Source organism: Actinomycetota bacterium, assembly GCA_040905475.1.
Classification (GTDB): Bacteria; Actinomycetota; AC-67; order AC-67; family AC-67; genus DATFGK01.
This window is the reverse complement of the sequence record JBBDRM010000088.1, coordinates 1-21,951: the sequence shown is the minus strand read 5'-3', so window position 1 is coordinate 21,951 and position 21,951 is coordinate 1. Positions and strand designations below refer to the sequence as shown.

Sequence of the window (21,951 nt, the reverse complement as noted above, 5' to 3'; positions counted from 1 at the left end):
GCCCACAGCGCGGAATCATAGCGGAGGCGCGTTCGGCAATACGGCGGCGAGCATCTCGCGATCCCGGTCGTAGGTGAGCAACCGCAGCGCCTCGTCCAGCGTTACCCAGCGGAGCTCGTCGACCTCGTCGTTCGGCGTGAGCTCGCCGCCGACGGGCGTCATGTAGAAGTAGTCGACGTGCTTCGGCCGCCCGTTTCCGTTCCGGTAGCTCAGCTGGGCGATACCCGTTCCTCTCTGCACCCGGAGGCCGGTCTCCTCCTCGACCTCTCTCACGGCCGCCTTGTGGATCGTCTCTCCGCGCTCCACTTTGCCCTTCGGGAGCGACCAATCGTCGTGTCTCGGCCGGTGCACGAGCACGACCTCGAGCTCGCCGTCGGGGCGGCGGCGGTAGACGATGCCGCCGGCGGCCTGCACGATCTCTTTCTTCTGTTTCCTCACGCAGGCAGCCTATCCGGGTCGTCTCAGGGCCGGAAGACGTCTCGGCGCAGGCTAGACTGCGCTCAGTGGACATCGACGAAGCCCTCGCGTTCGCGCAGGAAGCGAAGCGATGCATCCTCGGCACCGTCAACGCCGATGGGTCGCCGCACCTCGTCCCAGTGTTCGCCGCGGTCAAGGACGGCCGCCTGCTCGTCTCAACCCCGCGAACCACGGTGAAGGCGCGCAACATCGCACGCGATCCTCGCGTCACGATGGCGTTCGGCATCCGGCCGTGGGTCGCGATAGCCGGCACCGCACGGATCGTGACCGACGACCTGCCGGCCCGGCTCCGCGAGTACTACAAACTCGCCAGCGGCGAGCACCCCGACTGGGACGACTACGACCGCGCGATGGTCCGCGAGCAGCGGATCCTGCTCGAGATCACACCCGAGCGCGCCTATTCCTGAGCGCTCCGCTATGCTCGCGAAAAGCCGTTGACTCGGGATGACCGGATCAGCTCATTTGCTGGAAACGTGGCCCAAAAGCTTCGCGCAGCGTACGTTCTAGGACACGCTCGCCCCAGGAACGAGCAAAGCGGCGCGGATGACCGCCCCTCACTGGGCGCGGAACATATCCTTCATCGTCAGGTCGAAGGCCTCGTTCACCAGCGTCACGAACAGGTCCTCGGGATCGATGTCGAGCCCGCGTCGCTGGAACCAGGCTCCTACATTGAAGACGTCGCGGTGCATGAAGTCGGTGGCGCTCGAGTTCTCCAGCAGCGTGACCGCCTGCGGAAGGTCGATCACCCAGATGCGGCCTTCCCACACGAGCATGTTGTACGGCGAGAGGTCGGCGTGGACGACGCCGGCCCGAACGAAAGCGCGCAGCGCGTCCTTCGTCTGCTCATAGAGATCGGCGAGGTCCGCACGCGAGGGACGCGCGTCGACGAGACGCGGCGCCGCCTCCTCGTAGTCGCCGAGGTACTCCATGAGTAGTCCGTTTGACAGGCGCTCGACCGGATACGGAACCGGCGCGCCCGCTTCCCAGACCCTGGCGAGCATGTCGAACTCCGCTTGGATCCAGCGCTCCTCCAGCCTCTGGCGACCATAGGACGTCTTCTTGTCCATAGCGAGCTGCAAGCTTCTTCCTTGCTTGCGACGGCGCATGCCGTCGGTGTCGCGCACGAACCCGTCGATCCGCCGGTGCGATCGATACGCGGCGTCATTCTTGAACGCGCGATGCTCTGCCGGCCGGTATCGCTTCGCAGCGAGCAGGCACGAGCCCGCGGGTCCACGCCGCTCGACGACGAACACATCGGCTTCCTTGCCCGACTTCAAGCGGGTGAGCTCGACGTCCTCTACGTAGTTCTCAGTGATCAGCCCGGGCGGTAACGGCCGCCCGGATGGATAGTCGTAGCGCATGACGGATCCTCCTCTGGATGGATGGGTTGGATCGATGCATGAACCCACCACGAGGAGACGCGAGTCGAAGCGAAGAAGTGTCTGCGCTTAGGAAGCGGCCGGCTCGCGGCGGGTAACGCCGAAGGCAATCTCTGCCATTGACGCCACCTCCTCCGCTCGGGCCCGCGAGCGCGGGCACACCGTTACCGCACGAGCACTATGCCCGAGCGTGAGGCTCAGCGCAAGGGTTTTCGCCGTTATTCGAAGACTTTCCAGGACACGAGCGCGATCGCAGCGTTGATGATCACGACCTTCGCGAAGGATCCCTTCACGACTTTGCCGCTTTGCCGTCGTTGCCGTCGGGCTGGAACGCCTCACCGGCCATCGCGCCCACTCCGCGGAGGATGTTGGTGAGCTCGAGCGGAAGCACGAACTTCGTCGACGGCGACGCGCCGAGCGCCTTCAGGGCCTCGAGGTACTGGATACCCATCGTCTTGGCGTCCACGCCGCTCGCGGCACGGAACACGACCGTCAGCGCCTCGGCGAAGCCTTGCGCGCGCAGGATCGCGGCCTGGCGCTCGCCGTCGGCCCGGAGGACGTTCGACTGCTTCGCGCCCTCGGCCTCGAGGATCGCCGACTGCTGGTTCCCTTCCGCGACGGTGATCGCTGCCTGCTTCGTACCGTCGGCCTCGAGCACGATCGCGCGCCGGCTCCGCTCGGCCGACATCTGACGCGTCATCGCCTCTTGCACGCCCGGCGGCGGGATGATCTCGCGCACTTCGACGTTGGTGACCTTCACGCCCCACCGCTCGGTGGTCTCGTCGAGCTTGGCGCGGAGGAGATGGTTGATCTCGTCGCGCTTGGCCAGCACGTCGTCGAGCGCCATGTCGCCGACCACGGCACGCAACGTCGTCGCCGCCAGGTTCGTCGCTGCGCCCTCGAAATTCTGGACCTGAACGACCGAGGCGGACGGATCGATGACCTTGTAGAACGTGATGAAGTCGATCGAGATCGGCGCGTTGTCTTTGGTGATCGAGTCTTGCCGCGGGATCTCGAGGAAGAACTCGCGCTGGTCCACCCAGACCGGACGGTCGATGATCGGGATGAGGAACACCAGGCCGGGCCCCCGGATCCCGATGACCCGGCCGAGCCGGAAGACGACCAGGCGCTGGTACTCCCGGACGATCTTCACGGACAGCGGTAGGAAGATGAACAGGATGAAGAAAGCGATTGCGGCTAGCGCGACGAGCCCTGCGCTCAACGAACTCCCTCCTCAGTGGGCTGCGCTTCGGAGCCGGCTCCAACCGGCTCGACCACGAGCGTCAGCCCCTCGATATCGGTGACGCGAATCTCTGTTCCGGCGGCGATGGGGCCCGGCGTCGACCGTGCGGTCCACTCCTCGCCCCGCGCGTGCACGATCCCTCTCGGATCGAGCGTCGCGCGCACGGTCCCTACCATGCCGATCAGCGACTCTCGTCCCGCGGTCGGCAACTGCTTGCGGGTCTGCAGAGCCGCGCGGACGATGAAGAAGAAGAAGCCGCCGAGCCCGATCGAGATTCCGACCAGGAACCCCTTGGAGACTCGCGCGTTCGCCACGCTCGCGTCGAACAGGAACAATCCGCCGAGCACCAACGAGATGATCCCCGCGACGGTCGGTAATCCGTGACCGACCACCACGGCATCGAGCACGAAGAAGCCGACCGCCGCCGCGATCAGGATCAGGCCGGCCACGTTCACCGGGAGCATCCCGAGGATCACGAACGCTGCGACGAGCATGAGCAGCCCGACGACGCCGGCGACGTTGAGCCCCGGGTTGAGCACCTCATACACGATGCCGGCGATCCCGAAGGCGAAGAACAAGAATGCGATGTCGGGAGCGATGAACAGGTGGAGCAGCGCCTCCCCCGCGCTCAAGCCGACCTTCTCGAGCACCGCGCCGGTGGCGTCGAGCGTTGCCGTTCGGTTTCCGCCGACCGGGATGGTCAACCCGTTCGCCTGGCGCAGCAGGTCCGGGATCGTCGGCACGACGAGGTCGATCACCTCTAGATCGCGCGCCTCGTCCGCCGTGGCGCTGATCGAGTCGCGCACGGCGCGCTCCGCCCAGTCGGCGTTCCGTCCGCGTTGTTGCGCGAGCGAGCGGATGTACGCGGCTGCGTCGTTCGTGACCTTCTCGTCGAGGATGTCCCCGGTGATGCCGACCGGATGCGCGGCGCCGACGTTCGTGCCGGGGGCCATCGCCGCGAACGGACATGAGATCAGGATGAAGGCCCCGGCCGAGGCCGCGCGGGCGCCGGGGGGCCCGACCCAGCAGAGCACGGGAACCGAGGACCCCTGGATGGCCAGGATGATCCGGCGCATCGACGAGTCGAGCCCGCCGGGGGTGTCCAACCGCACGACGATCGCGGCGGCTCCGTCGTCCCCGGCGGCTTTGATCGAGCGCTCGAAGTACTTGGCGGTGAGGGGGTCGACCGTTCCGATCTGCTCGAGGAGCCGGACGACCGCTCCGCCTTGGGCGACGGGCGCTCCGAGGGCCGGCGGGATAGCCAGGAACAAGGCACCTGCTGCCAGGGCCGTCCATCCCAACCGTCGGGATATCGTCATCCCCGTACCATCGAGTGTACGACGCCGGGCCCGGCCTGCACCGAATAACCCCAGTGGTACCCTCAGACCGTGCCCAAGCGCCCGTTGATCCCACGCCCCGCCCGCGACCTCGCGATCCGCGTCTACGGCCGCCGGATGGAGCAGTGGATCCGCGGCGGGCCGATCCCCCACCACGTCGGGATCATCCTCGACGGGAACCGCCGTTGGGCGAAGGCGATGGGCTACACGGACACCGCCGAGGGCCACCGCCGCGGCGCCGAGAAGATCGACGAGCTCCTCGCCTGGTGCGTCGAGCTGGACATCCCGATCGTCACGCTGTGGCTGCTGTCCACCGAGAACCTCTCCCGCGACGAGCAAGAGGTCGTCGACCTGCTCGAGATCATCGAGGACAAGGTGCGGACCCTCGCGTCGGACAACGACTGGAAGATCCGCGCGCTGGGTGCGCAGGATCTGCTGCCGGAGACCACCCGAGACGTTCTTCAACGAGCCCAAGAAGAGTCGGCCGGTCACACGGTCCGGATCCTGAACGTCGCCGTCGGATACGGGGGCCGTCAGGAGATCTCGGACGCGATCGCCCGGCTGATGGAGTCCTACGCCGCGGAAGGGATCGAGCTCGACGAAGCCGCGAAGCGGGTCACGCCGGATGAGATCGCGCGCTTCCTGTACACCGCGGGGCTGCCGGACCCGGATCTGATCATCCGCACGTCCGGCGAGGTCCGCCTGTCGGGGTTCCTGCTCTGGCAGAGCGCGCACTCCGAGTTCTACTTCTGCGACCCGTACTGGCCCGACTTCCGTCGCATCGACTTCCTGCGTGCCGTTCGTGCCTACCAGCAACGCGCCCGCCGCTACGGCAAGTAGCACGATCGAGTCGAAACCCGCGATCCCGACCGGCCCCTCTGCATGCTCCTATGGGGTGCCTGACATGCCTGACACGCCTGCCATGTCAGGCATGTCAGGCATGTCAGGCATGTCAGGCACGCGCGGAGGAGTGTTCGCTCAGACGCCGCCGAAGCGGCGGCCGCGGTTCTGGTACTTCCGCACGGCCTCGAGGAGATGCTCGCGCGAGAAGTCCGGCCAGAGCACCTCGAGGAACACCAGCTCCGCGTACGCCGACTGCCACAGCAGGTAGTTCGAGATCCGCTGCTCCCCCGACGTTCGAATGAACAAGTCCACGTCAGGCAGTTCGGGATCGTAGAGATGCTTCGCGATCGTGCGGTCGGTGACCCGCGAGGGGTCGATCTTGCCGGCGGCGGCATCGGAAGCGATCGCGCGGACCGCGTCGGCCAGTTCGGCGCGCGCGCCGTAGTTGAACGCGACGGTGAGCGTCATGCGCTTGTTGCCGCGGGTCATAGCGATTGACTCGTCGATCTGATCCATGATCCGCTTCGGGATCCGTCGTTCGCGGCGCCCGATCCAGCGCATACGCACGCCCTTGGCGTTGAACTCGTCCCGGCGGCGGCGCACGAAACGCTCGGTGTCGTTGAGCAGGAACCGAACCTCGGACGGCGGCCGACGCCAGTTCTCGGTCGAGAACGCGTACAGGGTCAGGTTCGAGATCCCGAGCTCGAGCGTCGCGTCCACGGCCCGAGCGACTGCGTCCTCGCCGGCGCGATGCCCGTCGGTGCGCGGCAAGCCTCGTTGCTTCGCCCACCGGCCGTTGCCGTCCATGACGATCGCGACGTGACGGGGAAGCTTCGAGAGATCGATCCCTTCGAGAGCGCGCTTACGAGGGCTCACCGTGGGACGTGCGCCCAGGCCCGGAGGGGCCGGTCGAAGTGGTACTCGACGTACGCGCGGACGAGCCCGGAGGCCTCCCGGCGGGCGTCGGAGGTCACCGCCGACGTCCACTCCTCTTCGAGCAGATGGGTCAGGTACGGAACGGTCGACTCGCGGACGCGCACGGCCGACGCGTTCCGGCAGGTCTCGCAGACCAGGCCACCGGCCGCGATCGAGAAGCGATCGTGGGGGCCCGGCCGTCCGCAGGAGGCGCACGCGCGAAGGTGCGGACGGAACCCGGCGAGTGAGACGGTTCGAAGCAGGAACGCGTCCACCACCGTCGCCGGGTCCTCTCCCCCGGCCAGCGCACGAAGCGCGCCGAGCAGCAGCATGAACTGGCGCACGTTGCGCTCGCGCTCCTCGGCAACCTTGTCGGTTACCTCGAGGATCGCCTCCCCCGCGGCGAACCGCGAATAGTCCTCGCGGACCGCCCGGAACGGCGAAATCACCTCGCACTGGGTCACGATGTCGAGCTCGCGCCCCCGGTAGAGCAGCACGTCGACGTGGGTGAACGGCTCGAGCCGGCCGCCGAAGCGCGATTTGGTCTTGCGGACGCCTTTCGCGACGGCGCGAACCTTGCCCGAGCCCTGCGTCATGAGCGTCACGATGCGGTCCGCCTCACCGAGGCGCATCGTTCTGAGAATGATCCCTTGCTCGGGATAGAGAGGCATCGAAAGTGATTCTAGCCGCGCTTAGCCGAGCCGCTCGGACGCCGAGCAGGGCGCAGGCAACCGGTCGCCCGGTAACGCCTTCTGCGGAGTGATCCCGCGGATCACGTCGTCGGGGAAGATCGTCACCCGGTCTGCGGTCACCAGAACCCGCACGCGGTCCAGCTCCCGCGGTGCCGTTCCGAGCAGGATGCGGCCCTCGCGGTCGTAGCGCACGGCGCCGCCATCGTCCTCGAACGAGGAGTTGCGCTGACACCACCACAGGGGCCCGGTACCCGATGCGGTCGAGACCCCGAGGAACCCCACGATCGTGCTCCCCGACCGGGTCAAGAACACGCGGACTTCGCCAGCTTCATGGAACGACACACCGTCCGGGATCAGGTCCAGTGGAACCTGCAACGCGGTCACGCCGGGCCGGTCGGTCGCGGTGGGCGTCGGCATCGGGCCCGGCGTCCCACCCCCTTTGGGGATGAGCCACGCGAGCCCCAGTCCGGCCAGTCCGGCGAGCGCGATGCGGATGCGGAACGGGATCGGCCGGCGCGCCATTGGCTCAGTAACCGAGCCTCATGACCGACCCGACGTCGCGCTGCCAGTCCTTGGCGACCTTCACCTGCACGCGCACGAACACCTTGGTGCCGAGGATCCACTCGAGCTCCCGGCGCGCGCGGGTGCCGATCTCCTTCAGCATCGCCCCGCCCTTGCCGATCACGATGCCCTTCTGCGAGTCGCGCTCCACGAACAGGACGGCCTGGATCTCGGTGACGCCGTCCTCGCGGTCGATCAGCTCGTCGATGTTGACCGCGATCGAATGCGGAACCTCCTGGTGCGTGAGCTCGAGCGCCTTCTCGCGGATGATCTCGGCAACGAGGAACTCCCGCGGCTGATCGGAGAACACGTCGCCCGGGTAGTACTGCGGACCCTCCGACAGGTGCGATACCAAGAGCTCTTTCAGCTGCTCGACGTTGCGTCCGTCCTTCGCCGAGATCGGGATGATCTCTCGCCACGCTCCCACCGTCTCGGCCGCGGCGAGCTGTCGGACGAGATCGCCGTGCTTCGCCGCGTCCATCTTGTTCACGACGCATATCGCCGGCGCTCCGAGCCGCGAGATCTCCTCGCCGACGAAGCGATCGCCGGTCCCGATCTCCTGGGTGGCGTCGACCATGAACACGATCGCGTCCACTTCCTTGAGGGTGCGCCGGACGACGTCGTTCAGCCGCTCGCCGAGCGCCGTCTTCGGCTTGTGCAGACCGGGCGTATCGATGAAGACCATCTGCCACCCGTCACCGGTCAGCACGCCGCGGATCGCGTTGCGCGTCGTTTGCGGCCGCGACGAGGTGATCGCGACCTTGCGGTTCAGCATCGCGTTCAGCAGCGTCGACTTGCCGACGTTCGGCCGGCCGACGATGGAGACGAAACCCGAGCGGAAGCCTTCCTTGTCGCCGAGCCGATCAGGACTTGCCATCGGCCTCGCCGATCTTGGACGGCTGGGTGACGAGAACCTTTGCGATCCGCCGGCCCTTGACCTTTTCAACCCGGAACGTCACGCCGCCGACCGTTACCTCGTCGCCCCGCTTGGGGAGCCGTCCCAGGACGCCGGCGAGCAGGCCGCCGACGGTGTCCCATTCCTCGTCGGGCAGGTCGGCGCCGACGAGCTCCTCGAGCTCGTCGATCGGTAGCTTCCCGTCCACGCGAAGGGTGTTTTCGTCGACCGGCTCAACCAGCGACTCGCCGCGGTCGTACTCGTCGGCGATCTCACCGACGATCTCTTCGAGCAAGTCCTCCATCGTGACCAAGCCGGCGATGTCGCCGTACTCGTCGACGACGATCGCCATGTGCGTCTTGTTCCGCTGCATCTCGCGCAGCAGCTCGGCGATCTTCTTCGATTCGGGAACGAACATAGCCGGGCGCGCGATCTCCTCGACGGTTAGCTCTTTGCGGGTACGCCTGCCGTTGTGGAGCCGCCGCATGACGTCCTTCGCGTACACGAGGCCGACGATGTTGTCCATGCTCTTCTCGTACACCGGCATGCGGGAGAAGCCGTGCTTCAGCATCAGCGTGAGCACGTCCTTGAGCTTGGTGCCGGCCTCGACGGCGATCATGTCCGGGCGCGGGATCATCACTTCGCGCACGACGGTGTCGCCGAACTCGAAGATCGAATGGATCAGCTCTTTCTCTTCTTCTTCGATGGCGCCTTCCTCGTGACCGACGTCGGCCATCGAGCGGATCTCCTCCTCGGACACGAAGGGCCCTTGTTTCAAACCTTTCCCGGGGAGCAGCGCGTTCGCGAGGCCGATCAAGAGTCGCGTCGGGGCCGAAAGGAGCCTGCCCAGGAAGATCACAAGCGGGCTGAGGAAGAGCGCGACGCGATCGTTGTGCAGGATGCCGTACGTCTTGGACATGGCCTCCACGACCACGAAGTAGATCAGCGTGAAGGCGACCGAGATCAGCGTCACCCCCAAGCTGTTGGTGTACCTCTCGGCGATGATCGCGACCATGATCGCGGAGCCGTTCTGGCTGAACATCACGGCCAGGTAGATCGAGTTCAGGTACCGGGCGGGGTGCTCCTCGATGCGTTCGAGCAGCGCGGCGTTGCGCCGTCCTTCCTCGCGGAGCGCCATCGCGCGCACGCGGCTCATCCGGCTGATCGACGCTTCGGCCAACGCCAGCACGGAGCCGAGCAGCACCAGCACGACGACGACGGCTATGAGCCAGCTCACGACGCCACCGCCCGCGCCGCCGAGAGGAGGCGCTTCTCCTCGCGCGCCATCGCGAGCTCGCTCTCCGGATCCGCGTGGTCGCGGCCGGCCAGGTGCAAGATGCCGTGCGCGACGAGGTGCTCGAGCTCTCGCTGGAGGACCATGCCGAGGCCACGCGCGTGACTCTCCGCGATCGCGACACAGATCACGACGTCTCCCAGGCTCGCCGGGCCCGGCGCATCGAGCGGATCCATCGCGAACGACAGCACGTCGGTCGCCCGCTTCTCGCCGTGGAAACGCCCCTTGAGGTCGGCGATCGTTTCCCGGTCGACGAGGCCGATCGACAGCCCGTGCGAAGGCGGGATCGCGGCCGCATCGAGCGCTCGCTCGGCGAAGGCGGACAGCGAATCAACGTCGACGGGACGATCCTGCTCGTCCGCGATCGCGACGCGCGGTGACGCGGCTCCGCCGGGTTCCGATCGATCGTTCATCGGTTGTCGTCGAAACGACGATACGCCTCCACGATCTCCTGCACGATCTTGTGCCGGACCACGTCCTTCGCGGTGAGATAGACGAACTCGAGGCCGTTGATGCCGGTCAGGATCTCCCGAACCACGTTGAGCCCGGAATCCTGACCCGCCGGCAGGTCGACCTGGGTGATGTCGCCGGTCACGACGACCCGAGATCCGAACCCAAGACGGGTGAGGAACATCTTCATCTGCTCGGGGGTGGTGTTCTGCGCCTCGTCGAGGATGATGAAGGAGTCGTTGAGACTTCTTCCTCGCATGAACGCCAGGGGCGAGACTTCGATCGTGCCGCGCTCGATCAGGCGGCTGAGCTGCTCGGGATCCATCATGTCGTACAGCGCGTCGTACAGCGGACGCATGTACGGATTGACCTTCTCGTAGAGCGTGCCGGGCAGGAAGCCGAGCTTCTCGCCCGCCTCGACGGCGGGCCGGCAAAGGATCAGCCGCGCGACCTCCTTGTGCTGGAGCGCGCGGACGGCCGTCGCCATCGCGAGATAGGTCTTGCCCGAGCCGGCCGGCCCGATCGAGAACGTGATCGTCGAGCGCCGGATCGCGTCGACATATTTCTTCTGCCCGACGGTCTTCGGGCGGATCGCCTTGCCGCGGTGGATCAGAACGGCGTCGGTCAGAACGTCGCGCGGCCGGGCCTCGTCGCTCCTCATCATGTCGATCGATTGCTCGACCGCGTGGGAGGTCAGCGACTGACCCGCTTCAAGGAGCCCGATCAGTTCCTCGAACAGGACGGCGATCCGGTCGGCCTCGTCCTTCGATCCGGAGATGGTGATCTCGTTGCCGCGGACGAGTATCGACGCGTCGAACGCGCCCTCGATGACCTTGAGGAGCTCATCGCGCTGGCCCAGCAGACTCACCATAGGATGGTGCCCTGGAACCAGGATCTTCACCGTTTCGGTTTTCGTCACCCGGTCTCCTGTGCCGCTGGTATGCGGCGAGCGGCCCCTTCACGGGGCCGCTCCGCGATTATACCGAGCAGCCGACGGACGAAACGGGGAACCCTTGAAAGCGGGCGTCAGCCCGGTGGCCACGCCATCGGACGGCCGCCGAGGAGGTGAAGATGCAGGTGGAACACCGTTTGGCCGGCGTCGGGCCCGACGTTGAGCACGAGCCGGTAACCCGAATCGTCGACGCCGTCGACGCGCGCGAGCTCGTTCGCCGCCTCGACCATCTCGGCGAGCAGACCGCCGTGCGAGGCATCCAGCGCGGCAACGTCGCGGACATGGTCCTTCGGCACCACAAGGACGTGGGTCGGTGCCTGCGGATTCACGTCCCGGAAGGCGAAGATGTCGCCCCGATCGAGCACGACCGTCGCAGGGATCTCGCCCGAGACGATCTTGCAGAAGATGCAGTTCGGATCCTTCATGCGATGCCGCCGCCGGCCACCCGGAACGCGGCGAAGAGGTCATCCTCCGGAGGGTCCCCGGCCGTGAACGCAGGGAACGGACGCTGGAAGGCCTCGATCGACAGCAGGACCGGAAGGAGGTCGTCCGGCATCCACGCCACCATCTCGAAGGTCTGGGTCAGGTGCGCGCGCAGGGCGGTGAGCTTGCGCGCGAACCACGCCGTCACGTCGACGATCGCGGCGATCGTGTCGTCCGGAGCAGGCCGCGGCGCGAGCGGGTCGTCGGGCGGCGTCAGCCCCTGCAGTCCTCGCTTCTGAAGTTCTTCGGTGAACGCGGCGAGCGCACTGTCGGGGATCGCGGAGTAGTACAGCCGCTGCGGGAACGTTCCGCCGTTCTCCTTGCGAACGCGATGGAAGGCGTCGGAGGTCATCTGCGAAACGGCGATGTGATCCGGGTGTCGTGTGACCCCCAGCGGCTCCATCGTCACGATCACACGGGGCTCGTGCTCGCGCATGACGGCCGCGATGGCCTCGATACCCTCTTCATTCGCTTCCGTTCCGCCGTCCGGGGTTCCCACGATACGCACGTCCGTGACGCCGACCGCGGCGCACGCCGCGCGAAGCTCGGCTTCACGCACTTCGCCGAGGGTCTCGGGCGTCGCACCGCTTCCCTCGGCGATCAGCCCGACCTCGCCGCGCGTGAAGCAGAGGTTGGCGACGGGAATCCCCTCGTCGGTGTACCGGGCCATGAGGCCGGCCATCGAGTACGCCTCGTCGTCGGGGTGCGCGAAAACGCCGAGCAAGCCACCCGTGCCGGTCACGTGTTGTCCTTGTACCAGCCGACAACTTCGGGCATCCCTTCTTCGACCGAGCGGAACGTATAGCCGAGCTCGCGCCGGGCCTTCTCGGATGAGAACTCGATCGAGCCGCTCAGGCTCTCCATCCCGTCGCGCATTATCCCGGGAGGCTGCTTCAAGATCTTGCCCATGATCGGAGCGAGCGGCATCGAAGCGCGCAGCATGCGCTTGCCGATCGAGAATCGCGGGGCGCGGATCCCGGTCAGCGGGGCGATGCGCCGCAGCAGCTCGCCGATCGTCGCGTTGTCGCCTCCGAGGATGTAGTCCTCGCCGAACCGGCCTTTGTCCTGCGCCGCGATCACTCCGTCGGCCACATCCTCGACGCGGACCCACGAGACGCCGGCGTCCTGGAACGGGAGCGCGAGCAGCCATCCCTTGGCGTAGTAGCGAAGCAGCACGCCGAGGATGCTCGTGTCCCCCGGGCCGTACGCTGCGCCGGGCATGACGGTGACGACGGGCAACCCCTCGGCAGCGAGCTCGCGGACCTTCTCGTGCGCCATCCACTTCGTCTCCTCGTACGCGGAGCCGAAACGGCCGCTGTGACGCACGGTCTCATCGGGAACCTCGCCGGCGGCGTGCGTCCCGAGCGCGGCCACGCTCGAGCAATAGACGATGCGCGCCACACCGGCTTCCGATGCGGCGCGCATGACGTTCTCCGTCCCCTTCACGTTGATCTGGAACATCCGCATCCGGTCCGTGACGCCGAGCTGGTACCACGCGGCGAGGTGGAAAACGGCGTCCGCCCGACGCATCGGACCGGCCAGGCTCGCCGGCTCGGTCACGTCTCCGGGAACGATCGTCATCCCGAGCTCTCGAAGGGGCGCGGCACGCTCCGGCGTGCGCGCGAGCGCCGTCACGCCCCAGCCGCCCTCGACGAGGCGCCGGGCGACGTGACCGCCGATGAATCCGGTGGCTCCGGTGACGAAAGCGCGCACGAACGATAAGGCTACCCGCAGGGGGGGTTGCCGACGCTAGTCGGCCTTGAGCTAAACGGTCGCGGGGATGCGGAGGCCGAGGTCCTCCAGACGCGCGGTGAGCGCTTCGGCCGTGAGATCGAATACCGCCGCGAGCGCCCGGATGTCGATGTCACGGACCGTGAGGACCTTGCCGTTGAAGTCGCCGCGCGCCATCTGGATCATATTGAGATAGCGCGTGAGAACCGGCGCTTCCGGTGCGGCGACATCCCTCAGTCGCTGGAGATCGATGCGCATCCCCTCCGGCGAGGAGTTGGACGCGACCGGGCCGTCGAGCACGATCTCGGTTCCGGCCATCCGCGGAAGGAGCTGATCGACCGGAACTCCGTAGAAGATCGCGAGACGTTGCAGGCGCGGAACGGAGATGCTGCGCTCACCTCGCTCGTACGCGCCGAGGACGGACGCCTTGAACTCCTTCGAAGACGCCTGTTCGACGTCGTGAAGCGAGAGACCTTTCTGCAGGCGTATCGCTCGCAGGCGTTCCCCGACGCGCTGAGCGTAGGTAGCGGCCATCAACGCTTCCCCTTCCCGCGGTGTTCCCGCACCCCCCGGCTGGAGGAGTCGCGATCCCGGCAAAAGCGAATCTTGTTCCGACTCCTCCGTAAACTAGTCAATTGAAACCCCTGGTTCAAGCATCCGTCAATCACTAGGGGCTGTGGTTTCCCCACCCTGGGTGACGTAGACGGCTCAGCCGAGCTGCCCGTAGCGCCCCAAGACGATCGCCGCCGCGGCGAGCGCAGCGGTCTCGGTGCGAAGGATCAGCGGACCCATCGTGACGGGGATCGCGCCGAGTGCGCGGAGCGCGGTCACTTCTTCTTCGGTGAGGCCTCCTTCCGGACCCACGACGAGCCCAAAGGCGCTTGGCCACGTCTCGGGAAGAGCGTCCGACAGGCGAGTGGTCGCCGATCCGTGGAGAACCAGGAGCGGCTCGGCCATGGCGAGCGAAGAAAGCGGTGACGGCGGGAGGACCCGCGGCAGCCAGGCTCGTCGGGATTGCATCGCCGCCTGCCGCGCGACCTCGCCGAGCCGCGCGGTGTGCGATGCGGCTTTGGCCGCGTCCCATCGCGGTACCGAGCGGCGGCTCGCGAAGAGATTGATCGAAGAGACCCCGAGCTCCGTGAGCTTCTGCACGACGAGGTCGAGCTTTCCCGCTTTTGGCAGAGCCTGGTAGACGTGCAGCGCGGGCCGCGGCTCGGGCTCCGACCGTCGATCCGTGACGTGGGCGACGAGGTGATCATCGTCGTCGCCGACCGTGGCCTCGACGACGGAGCCGCGGCCGTCCGAGACGGTGATCTGCTCGCCCGGCCGCAGCCGGAGCACCCGCAATGCGTGACGCGAGTCGTCGCGTTCGAGAACCACGCGCTCCCCGGTGACGTCCGCGGCGAAGAAGTGCGGAGCGGTCACCGCCCGGCCTTGAACGCGTCCTTGAGGCGGCCGAGGATGCCCTTCACCTCGCCGGTTCGTTCGCCGCGCATCTCGGCGAGCTTCTCGACGAGGGCTCGCTCCTCGCCGCCGAGCTTGGTCGGGACGTCCACGGTCAGCTGGACGATCAGATCGCCGCGGCCGCGGCCGCCCAGGCGCGGCACGCCCTTGCCGCGGAGCCGGAGCATCGTGCCCGGCTGGGTTCCCCCCGGGATCCGGAGCGACTCGTCGCCGTCGAGCGTCGGCACCGGAACTTCCGCGCCGAGCGCCGCGACCGTGAACGGGATCGTCAGCGAGCAGAACAGATCGTCGCCGTCGCGGGCGAAGAGGTCGTGCGGCCGCACGGAGACCTGAACGTACAGATCGCCCGCCGGGCCGCCCCGGTGGCCGGCCTCACCGCGTCCGTCGAGCCGCAAGGCCTGACCGTCGGCGATCCCGGCAGGGACGGCCACCTCGATCTGCTCCTCGCGGTGGATCCGGCCCAACCCGCGGCAATCCCGGCACGGGTCGGCCGGCACCTCGCCTTCGCCCCGGCACGCGGCGCAGGGGCGGGTCGACACGACGGTCCCGAAGATCGATCGCTGCTGGGTGCGCTGCTCGCCGGAACCGCCGCACGTCGCACATCGGATGCGGAAGGTTCCGGGTTCGCATCCGCTCCCGGTGCAACGCTCGCAGGAGCGCAGGATGTTGATCTTCACCGAGTCGGTCGTCCCGAAGACGGCTTCCGCGAAGTCGACCTCGATCCGGAGCGAGAGATCGGCGCCGCGCGACGGCTGACCGGGCCGGGACCGGGTCCGTGTACGCCCGCCGAACGCGGACCCGAAGAACGACTCCATGATGTCGCCGAGATCCCCGAACCCGCCCAGGGACGGCGCCCCGCCGTCGCCGTACAGGTCGTAGCGTTCGCGCTTCCCTGGGTCGGAGAGCACCTCGTACGCGACGTTGATCTCTTTGATCCGCTCGGCCGCCGCCGGGTCGGGGTTCGCGTCCGGGTGATATCGCCGCGCGAGATCGCGGTACGCGCGCTTTATCTCATCGGCCGAAGCGCCTCGTTCGACGCCCAGAACCTGGTAGTGGTCGGCGGCCATCGTCCGGCGCTACCGGTCGAGCTCACGCAGCGACGTCTCCAGCGTCCGGGCGACCGCCGAGACGATCGCCATCGCACGCAGGTAGTCCATCCGCGTCGGGCCGATCACGCCGAGCGTGCCCCCGCCCTCGGTGCCGAGCTCGTACGGCGCGGCAACCACGCTCAGCGAATAGAGGTCCTCGACCTGATGCTCCGTGCCGATGCGCACGCTCACCGGACGGATCGCCTCTTCGAGGAGACGGAGGATCTCGGTGTGGCGTTCCATCGTCTCGTACACACGGCGCAACGTCTCACGCTCCGAGGAGAGCGTCTCGTCCGCGGCGAAGTTCGACGTGCCGCCGACGAACACACGGCGCTCGGCCTCGATCATGTGGGTGACCGCGTCCGAAACGCCGGCGAGCAGTCCGCGATCCTTGGTGGACGCGCGCTTGGCCATCGCCGCGAGCCTGGGCTTGGCGTCTTCGAGCCCGACGCCCACGAGCTCGCGGTTCACCTCGTGCGCGAGGTGCTCGACGTCGCGCTCGCTGACGTCGGCGTCGAGCTCGAACATACGCTTCTCGACCCTCCCGCCGTCGCCGATCAGCACCGCGACGACGAGTCGCGGCCCGAGCCACGCCAGGTCGAGGTGGCGGAGATGGCTTCCCTGCAGGTTAGGCGTCAGCACGGCCGCGGCGTAGCGCGTGAAGTGCGACAGGACGTCGGACGCGCGGACGAGCTTGGAGTCGAGGTCGGCCGGCTCGCCGAGCGCGTCGGTCAGTTCGCGCTGCTGGCTCTCCGCCAGCTTCGGCGGCCCGACCGTGTCGACGAACCACCGGTACCCCTGGTCCGTCGGGATCCGGCCGGCGCTGGTGTGCGGCTGGGCGAGGTAACCGAGCTCCTCGAGCAGCGACATGTCGTTGCGGACGGTCGCGCTGGACACGTCGAGCCGGTAACGGCCGACGAGGTGCTTGGACCCGACGGGCTCGCCGGACCGGATGTATTCGCGAACGATCGCCGACAGGATCGCCGCCTGCCGGGCCCCGAGCGCGCGTTTCGAAACCGGGTCGGCCATGATGAAAACCAGGTTAGCACTCGGGTGTTGCGAGTGCTAGAAAGCGGCGGGTTTGCTAGGTCATGCGAAGCGCGACCTCGGACTGGAGGAGCAGGCCACGGCGCGTGAGTTTCGCTACTCCGTTTGCGAGCGCGACGAGCCCGGCTCGCTCGAGGTGCTCCAGCGCCGGGGAGAGATCGCGTCCGGTCCGCCGGGACGCTTCGTCGATATCGAGGCCGGCGACGAGACGCAGCCGTAGCTGGAGCCATTCGTCGTGCCGGGCGGCCTCGGCCAGGCGCTCCTCCCCCGCTCGCGCGTCCGGAGCCCGTTCGATGTAGGTACGCGGCGCCTTCTCGTTCCATACCCGTGCGGCGTCCAGATGCCCGTGCGCCCCGGCGCCGAGCCCTGCGTACTCTCCTTGGTTCCAGTACAAGAGGTTGTGCCGGCATGCGCGACCCGGCTTCGCCCAGTTGGAGATCTCGTAGTGCTCGTAGCCCGCCGCGGCGAGCAGGCCCAGCGCAAGCTCGTACTTCGCCGCCTGGTCGTCGTCGTCGGGCGCCGGCATGCGTCCGGAAGCGACATCCGCCCCGAAGGCGGTCCCTTCCTCGATCGTCAGCGCGTAGGCGCTGATGTGCTCGGGCTCGAGCGCGATCGCCTTCTCCATCGACATGCGCCAGTCGTCGAAGCTCTCGCCCGGGGTGCCGTAGATGAGGTCCAGGTTGAGATTGTCGAACCCGGCTTCGCGCGCTTCCCGCACGGCGACCTCCGTTCGCTCCGCCGTGTGCGCCCGCCCGAGCGTAGCCAGCACGTCGGCGCGGAACGATTGCGCTCCGAACGAGATGCGGTTCACGCCCGCGGCACGGAACCCGCTCAGCCGCTCGACGTCGACGGTTTCTGGGTTCGCCTCGATCGTGATCTCGGCGGCGCTGCTCACGGGGAACGTCGCGCGCAGCCCGTCGAGCAGCTTCCGCATCAGCGTGGGGTCGAGCAGCGACGGCGTACCACCGCCGATGAAGATCGATCCGGCTTCACGGGCTCCGGCGCGTTCCGCCCACGCGCCCGCTTCCCGGAGCAACGCGTCCACGTACTCGGGCGCGGTGTCCTCGATGCCGACGTAGGTGTTGAAGTCGCAGTATGGACAGCGCGATATGCAGTACGGGATGTGAACGTAGATGCCGAAGGCCGGCGCGAGGTGCACCACGTCGGCGCGGGGCTCGAGAGAGTCGACGACCGGCGAGACCGCGGTCACTTGTCCCCCTTCTTGTCGTCGGTGACCCCGCCGCCGCCGACCTGCAGCGCCGCGATGAAGGCCTCCTGTGGCACCTCGACGGAGCCGATCTGCTTCATGCGCCGCTTACCGGCCTTCTGCTTCTCGAGCAGCTTGCGCTTGCGGGTGATGTCGCCGCCGTAGCATTTCGCGAGCACGTCCTTGCGCTTCGCTTTCACCGTCTCGCGCGCGATGATCCGGCTCCCGATCGCCGCCTGCAGCGGGACGTCGAACATCTGCCGCGGGATCAGCTCGCGCAGCTTCGACACCATCGCGCGCCCGTACGTGTACGCGCGGTCCCTGTGCACGATCGCGCTGAACGCATCCACTGGGTCGTTGTGCAGCAGGATGTCGACGCGCACCAGCTCGGCCGGCTGGTACCCGACGTGCTCGTAGTCGAGCGACGCGTATCCACGCGTCCGGGCCTTCAGCTGGTCGAAGAAGTCGAAGATGATCTCGGCCAGGGGGAGCCGGTACCGCAGCTCGACCCGGTCGGCCGACAGGTAGTTCATCCCGTCGAGGATCCCGCGCCGCGACTGGCACATCTCCATCAGCGTGCCGACGTACTCGCCGGGCGCGAGGATCAGTGCGGAAACCATGGGCTCCTCGATCTTCTCGATGTGGCTGGGGTCGGGCAGGTCGGAGGGGTTGCGGACGGTGATGACCTCGTCGGTCGTGAGGATCACGCGGTAGGCCACGTTGGGCGCGGTGGTGACCAGCTCGAGGTCGAACTCCCGCTCGAGGCGCTCGCGCGTGATCTCCATGTGGAGCAGACCCAGGAACCCGCAGCGGAACCCGAAACCGAGTGCCTTCGACGTCTCCGGTTCGTAGACGAGCGCTGCGTCGTTCAGCGCGAGCCGCTCGAGGGCGTCGCGAAGGTCCGGGTAGTCGTCGCCGGCGACCGGGAACAGGCCCGCGTACACCATCGGCTTGGGCTCGCGGTAGCCGGCGAGCGGCTCGCTCGCGGGACGCTGCGCGTCGGTGATCGTGTCGCCGACCTTCGCGTCGCGGATGTTCTTGATGCCGCCGATGAAGTACCCGACCTCGCCGGCTCCCAGCGTTTGCAACGGCGTCGGGTCGGGGGCGAGGGCCCCCACTTCCTCGAGGTCGTGCACGGCCCCGGTCGCCATCATCCGGATGCGCTGCCCCTTGAAGAGGTTCCCGTCCACGACACGCACGTACGCGATCACGCCGCGGTACTGGTCGTAGGTCGAGTCGAAGATCAGCCCGCGAGGCTGGGCGACCGGATCCCCCGTCGGGGGCGGGACGCGCCGCACGATGGCCTCGAGCAGCTCCTGCACGCCCTCGCCGGTCTTGCCGGACACGAAGAGGATGTCCTCGAGCTCGCAGCCGATCACCTGCTGCAGCTCTTGCGCGACCTTCTCCGGCTGCGCCGAGGGAAGATCGATCTTGTTCACCACCGGGATGACCTCGAGGTCGGCCTCGATCGCGAGGTGGAGGTTGGCGAGCGTCTGGGCCTCGATCCCCTGGCTCGCGTCGACGAGCAGCACGGCGCCCTCGCAGGCGTTCAGCGCGCGCGACACCTCGTAGGAGAAATCGACGTGGCCCGGCGTATCGATCAGGTTCAACTCGTAGTTCGCCCCGTCGTTCGAGTCGTAGGAGAGGCGGACGGCCGCCGCCTTGATCGTGATCCCCCGCTCGCGCTCGAGGTCCATCCGGTCGAGGTATTGCGCGCGCATGTCGCGGTCGGCGACGGCGTGGGTGATCTCGAGGATCCGGTCGGCGAGCGTCGATTTGCCGTGGTCGATGTGAGCCACGATGCAGAAGTTCCGGGTTCGGGCTTGTTCGGGCATCGAGCGGGAAGCATATCGCCAGGGCCGGTGTGCCCACGTGGATACCGCGATCCGGCGCTGCTAGACTCGCGCGCCTATGGCAAACATCAAGAGTCAGATCAAGCGCATCCGCACGAACGAGCGCGCTCGCGTGCGCAACGTCGCGACCCGCTCGAAGCTGCGCACGCAGGCCCGGCGGTTCCAGGAGGCCCTCAAAGCCGGGGACCGCGAGAGGGCCCAGGTTGCGTTGCGTGAGGCTCTCCGCGCCTACGACAAGGCGGCGGCCGACGGCGTGATCCACAAGAACAACGCGGCCAACCACAAGGCCAAGCTCGCCAAGGCCTTCAACTCGGCCGACTAAGTCGGTCCCGCTCGCCTCTCCGCACGCGTGTACGGTTGAGGTCGTATAACGACCTCAACGGTACCGAAGCGGCTCCGAACCATCTCTGTTGCGTTTCGCGGCGCACAACGCCGTGGAACGCAACGGGTCAACCGTTCCCGCGGCTCTCCAGGTGCTTGCGCAGGCGCGCGAGCCTGCCGTCCCAGTCGCCGCCGACGCTGGCGATCCACGAAACCGCTTCGGTCAGCGGGCCCGGCGTGAAGCGGTAGAGGTTCTCGCGGCCGACCCTCACCGAAGCGACGAGTCCGGCTTCCTCCAGAGCCATCAGATGTTTCGCGATCGCTTGGCGGGTGACGGGTAGCTCGTCTGCCAGCCGGCTCGCGGTCGTTTCGCCACCCTCCGACAAGCGACGCACGACTTCGCGCCGGGTCTCGTCGGCCAGCGCCGAGAAGATCTCGTTCGGATCGCTCCGGCCCGTCATGTGCGCGCCAGCAGAAGAGGGGTCTCGACGACGGTCAGCTCGGTGCCGTCGGGTGTCTCCGTGAGGTGGATGTCGACGGTAGTCGCCGGCGCCGGCCACTTCTCCCCGCCGGGTCCCTCCTCCATCGCGAGCCAGCGGAAACGGAGCCGCTCGTTCGGTTCGACGGTTTCGACGAGGGCGCGACGGACGACGCCCTCCTCGTCGCGGATGACGAGCCGGCCGCCGGGACGGACGTCGAGCTCGACGACCGACGCGCCGAACCAGTCCGACAGCTGATCGGACTGGGTCAGGGCCGCCCAGACATCGTCGCGCGAGGCCGGGAACGATTCGGTCCGCTCGATCAGTTCCAACCTTCCCTCCCGCGAAAAAGCGCAACTCAGTGGTTGCGTATTGGGTTCGGCTCCGTTAGACTCGCAACCCAACGGTTGCAGTATAGGCCCGGGTTCGGAGGTGCGCCATGCGGAACCAGCTCGTCCCGTACGTGGTCGAGGAGACCAACCGAGGGGAGCGGTCCTTCGACATCTTCTCCCGCCTGCTCAAGGAGCGGGTGATCTTCCTCGGGACCGAGATCGACGACGGCGTCGCGAACCTCGTGAACGCGCAGATGATCCACCTCGAGTCGGTCGATCCCGGCAAGGACATCAACATCTACATCAACTCACCCGGCGGCTCGAGCACCGCGTTGCTGTCCATCTACGACACGATGCAATACGTGCGTCCCGACGTGGCGACCTGGTGCATCGGGATGGCTGCGTCCGCAGCGGCGGTGATCCTCGCGGCGGGAGCGCCGGGGAAGCGCTTCGCGCTTCCGCACGGGACCGTGCTCATCCATCAGCCGCACGGAAGAGTAGGTGGCCAGTCGGTCGACATCGAGATCCACGCGCGCGAGATCCTGCGGCAGCGTAAGGTCATCGAGGACATCCTCGCGCGGCACACGGGCAAGACGGCCGAGCAGGTTTCCAAGGACACCGATCGCGACTTCATCATGACGGCCGATGAGGCCGTAGCGTACGGGATGGTGGACGAGGTCGTGACCTCCCGGAAGCCGAAGTTCGCTGAAGCGGAGACGCTCGCTGCGATGGCGCCGTCTCGGAACGGTGACGGAACGGCTTAGACGCGCGAAGCGCGCGCCGGCCCGGCGATCTCGTCGACGAGAAGCTCGAGCACCAACGGGTCGTCGGCCTCGCTCTTGAGCGCGAGGTCGGCGTCGGCGGCGAGCCGGTAGGCGTGACGGATCTCGTCGGGCGTGAAGTTGCGG

At 67.6% G+C, this 21,951-nt stretch carries 26 protein-coding genes; 4 read left to right on the top strand and 22 right to left on the bottom strand.

Features of this window, described 5'->3' with window-relative positions; translation table 11 throughout:
* Positions 1 to 15: 15 nt before the first annotated feature.
* Positions 16 to 438, bottom strand: coding sequence for an NUDIX hydrolase (locus tag WEB06_09785; protein ID MEX2555911.1), 423 nt, complete (start codon positions 436 to 438; stop codon positions 16 to 18).
* A 65-nt stretch (positions 439 to 503) separates the two neighbouring features.
* Between WEB06_09785 and WEB06_09780 the strand changes: the two genes are divergently transcribed.
* Positions 504 to 884, top strand: a complete 381-nt coding sequence (locus WEB06_09780) for a PPOX class F420-dependent oxidoreductase (GenBank protein MEX2555910.1) — start codon at positions 504 to 506, stop codon at positions 882 to 884.
* A gap of 147 nt (positions 885 to 1,031) precedes the next feature.
* Here the strand turns inward: WEB06_09780 and WEB06_09775 are convergent, their stop codons facing one another.
* From WEB06_09775 to WEB06_09765, 3 genes are all read right to left on the bottom strand, one after another.
* Positions 1,032 to 1,838, bottom strand: a complete 807-nt coding sequence (locus tag WEB06_09775) for an RIO1 family regulatory kinase/ATPase (protein ID MEX2555909.1) — start codon at positions 1,836 to 1,838, stop codon at positions 1,032 to 1,034.
* A 307-nt stretch (positions 1,839 to 2,145) separates the two neighbouring features.
* Positions 2,146 to 3,048, bottom strand: a complete 903-nt coding sequence (locus WEB06_09770) for an SPFH domain-containing protein (GenBank protein ID MEX2555908.1) — start codon at positions 3,046 to 3,048, stop codon at positions 2,146 to 2,148.
* A gap of 26 nt (positions 3,049 to 3,074) precedes the next feature.
* Positions 3,075 to 4,418 carry a nodulation protein NfeD gene (locus tag WEB06_09765; protein MEX2555907.1) on the bottom strand — a complete coding sequence of 448 codons (1,344 nt, stop codon included), beginning with the start codon at positions 4,416 to 4,418 and terminating at the stop codon, positions 3,075 to 3,077.
* 69 nt (positions 4,419 to 4,487) lie between these two features.
* On the opposite strand from WEB06_09765, the gene WEB06_09760 reads away from it, so the two are divergent.
* Positions 4,488 to 5,276, top strand: a complete 789-nt coding sequence (locus WEB06_09760; GenBank protein ID MEX2555906.1) for an isoprenyl transferase — start codon at positions 4,488 to 4,490, stop codon at positions 5,274 to 5,276.
* 138 nt (positions 5,277 to 5,414) lie between these two features.
* Here the strand turns inward: WEB06_09760 and uppS are convergent, their stop codons facing one another.
* The 16 genes from uppS to lepA all read right to left on the bottom strand — a co-directional run bounded on the left by uppS (position 5,415) and on the right by lepA (position 19,893).
* Positions 5,415 to 6,155, bottom strand: coding sequence for a polyprenyl diphosphate synthase (gene uppS, locus WEB06_09755; GenBank protein ID MEX2555905.1), 741 nt, complete (start codon positions 6,153 to 6,155; stop codon positions 5,415 to 5,417).
* Complete coding sequence (recO, locus tag WEB06_09750; GenBank protein ID MEX2555904.1) at positions 6,152 to 6,865, bottom strand: DNA repair protein RecO; 714 nt, start codon at positions 6,863 to 6,865, stop codon at positions 6,152 to 6,154. The genes uppS and recO overlap by 4 nt, the downstream gene beginning before the upstream one ends.
* Before the next feature lie 21 nt (positions 6,866 to 6,886).
* Positions 6,887 to 7,408 carry a hypothetical protein gene (locus tag WEB06_09745; GenBank protein MEX2555903.1) on the bottom strand — a complete coding sequence of 174 codons (522 nt, stop codon included), beginning with the start codon at positions 7,406 to 7,408 and terminating at the stop codon, positions 6,887 to 6,889.
* 4 nt (positions 7,409 to 7,412) lie between these two features.
* Positions 7,413 to 8,324 carry a GTPase Era gene (era, locus tag WEB06_09740; protein ID MEX2555902.1) on the bottom strand — a complete coding sequence of 304 codons (912 nt, stop codon included), beginning with the start codon at positions 8,322 to 8,324 and terminating at the stop codon, positions 7,413 to 7,415.
* Positions 8,311 to 9,579 carry a hemolysin family protein gene (locus WEB06_09735; protein ID MEX2555901.1) on the bottom strand — a complete coding sequence of 423 codons (1,269 nt, stop codon included), beginning with the start codon at positions 9,577 to 9,579 and terminating at the stop codon, positions 8,311 to 8,313. The genes era and WEB06_09735 overlap by 14 nt, the downstream gene beginning before the upstream one ends.
* Positions 9,576 to 10,049 carry an rRNA maturation RNase YbeY gene (gene ybeY / locus WEB06_09730; protein MEX2555900.1) on the bottom strand — a complete coding sequence of 158 codons (474 nt, stop codon included), beginning with the start codon at positions 10,047 to 10,049 and terminating at the stop codon, positions 9,576 to 9,578. Before ybeY ends, WEB06_09735 begins: the two co-directional genes overlap by 4 nt.
* Entirely contained in the window at positions 10,046 to 10,957 is a 912-nt protein-coding gene (locus WEB06_09725; protein MEX2555899.1) for a PhoH family protein, read from the bottom strand. The genes ybeY and WEB06_09725 overlap by 4 nt, the downstream gene beginning before the upstream one ends.
* Before the next feature lie 155 nt (positions 10,958 to 11,112).
* Entirely contained in the window at positions 11,113 to 11,463 is a 351-nt protein-coding gene (locus WEB06_09720) for a histidine triad nucleotide-binding protein (GenBank protein MEX2555898.1), read from the bottom strand.
* Positions 11,460 to 12,263: a PIG-L family deacetylase gene (locus tag WEB06_09715; GenBank protein ID MEX2555897.1), complete on the bottom strand. Its 804-nt coding sequence runs from the start codon at positions 12,261 to 12,263 to the stop codon at positions 11,460 to 11,462. The genes WEB06_09720 and WEB06_09715 overlap by 4 nt, the downstream gene beginning before the upstream one ends.
* Positions 12,260 to 13,234: an SDR family NAD(P)-dependent oxidoreductase gene (locus tag WEB06_09710; GenBank protein ID MEX2555896.1), complete on the bottom strand. Its 975-nt coding sequence runs from the start codon at positions 13,232 to 13,234 to the stop codon at positions 12,260 to 12,262. The genes WEB06_09715 and WEB06_09710 overlap by 4 nt, the downstream gene beginning before the upstream one ends.
* A 51-nt stretch (positions 13,235 to 13,285) precedes the next feature.
* A complete protein-coding gene (locus WEB06_09705) occupies positions 13,286 to 13,786 on the bottom strand; it encodes a transcriptional regulator (GenBank protein MEX2555895.1) in 501 nt (166 codons plus the stop codon).
* 174 nt (positions 13,787 to 13,960) lie between these two features.
* Positions 13,961 to 14,677, bottom strand: coding sequence for an RsmE family RNA methyltransferase (locus WEB06_09700; protein MEX2555894.1), 717 nt, complete (start codon positions 14,675 to 14,677; stop codon positions 13,961 to 13,963).
* The gene (gene dnaJ / locus WEB06_09695) at positions 14,674 to 15,783 is read right to left on the bottom strand and encodes a molecular chaperone DnaJ (protein ID MEX2555893.1); all 1,110 of its coding nucleotides are present in this window, start codon (positions 15,781 to 15,783) and stop codon (positions 14,674 to 14,676) included. Before dnaJ ends, WEB06_09700 begins: the two co-directional genes overlap by 4 nt.
* A 9-nt stretch (positions 15,784 to 15,792) precedes the next feature.
* A complete protein-coding gene (gene hrcA, locus WEB06_09690) occupies positions 15,793 to 16,833 on the bottom strand; it encodes a heat-inducible transcriptional repressor HrcA (protein MEX2555892.1) in 1,041 nt (346 codons plus the stop codon).
* A gap of 55 nt (positions 16,834 to 16,888) precedes the next feature.
* Positions 16,889 to 18,061, bottom strand: a complete 1,173-nt coding sequence (gene hemW / locus WEB06_09685) for a radical SAM family heme chaperone HemW (protein MEX2555891.1) — start codon at positions 18,059 to 18,061, stop codon at positions 16,889 to 16,891.
* The gene (gene lepA / locus WEB06_09680) at positions 18,058 to 19,893 is read right to left on the bottom strand and encodes a translation elongation factor 4 (GenBank protein MEX2555890.1); all 1,836 of its coding nucleotides are present in this window, start codon (positions 19,891 to 19,893) and stop codon (positions 18,058 to 18,060) included. Before lepA ends, hemW begins: the two co-directional genes overlap by 4 nt.
* A 76-nt stretch (positions 19,894 to 19,969) precedes the next feature.
* Between lepA and rpsT the strand changes: the two genes are divergently transcribed.
* Positions 19,970 to 20,233 carry a 30S ribosomal protein S20 gene (gene rpsT, locus WEB06_09675; protein ID MEX2555889.1) on the top strand — a complete coding sequence of 88 codons (264 nt, stop codon included), beginning with the start codon at positions 19,970 to 19,972 and terminating at the stop codon, positions 20,231 to 20,233.
* A gap of 127 nt (positions 20,234 to 20,360) precedes the next feature.
* Here the strand turns inward: rpsT and WEB06_09670 are convergent, their stop codons facing one another.
* Both WEB06_09670 and WEB06_09665 read right to left on the bottom strand, forming a co-directional pair.
* Positions 20,361 to 20,693 carry a metalloregulator ArsR/SmtB family transcription factor gene (locus tag WEB06_09670; protein ID MEX2555888.1) on the bottom strand — a complete coding sequence of 111 codons (333 nt, stop codon included), beginning with the start codon at positions 20,691 to 20,693 and terminating at the stop codon, positions 20,361 to 20,363.
* Positions 20,690 to 21,043, bottom strand: coding sequence for an SRPBCC domain-containing protein (locus WEB06_09665; GenBank protein ID MEX2555887.1), 354 nt, complete (start codon positions 21,041 to 21,043; stop codon positions 20,690 to 20,692). Before WEB06_09665 ends, WEB06_09670 begins: the two co-directional genes overlap by 4 nt.
* A gap of 107 nt (positions 21,044 to 21,150) precedes the next feature.
* On the opposite strand from WEB06_09665, the gene WEB06_09660 reads away from it, so the two are divergent.
* The gene (locus WEB06_09660; GenBank protein MEX2555886.1) at positions 21,151 to 21,807 is read left to right on the top strand and encodes an ATP-dependent Clp protease proteolytic subunit; all 657 of its coding nucleotides are present in this window, start codon (positions 21,151 to 21,153) and stop codon (positions 21,805 to 21,807) included.
* The last annotated feature ends 144 nt before the right edge of the window (positions 21,808 to 21,951 follow it).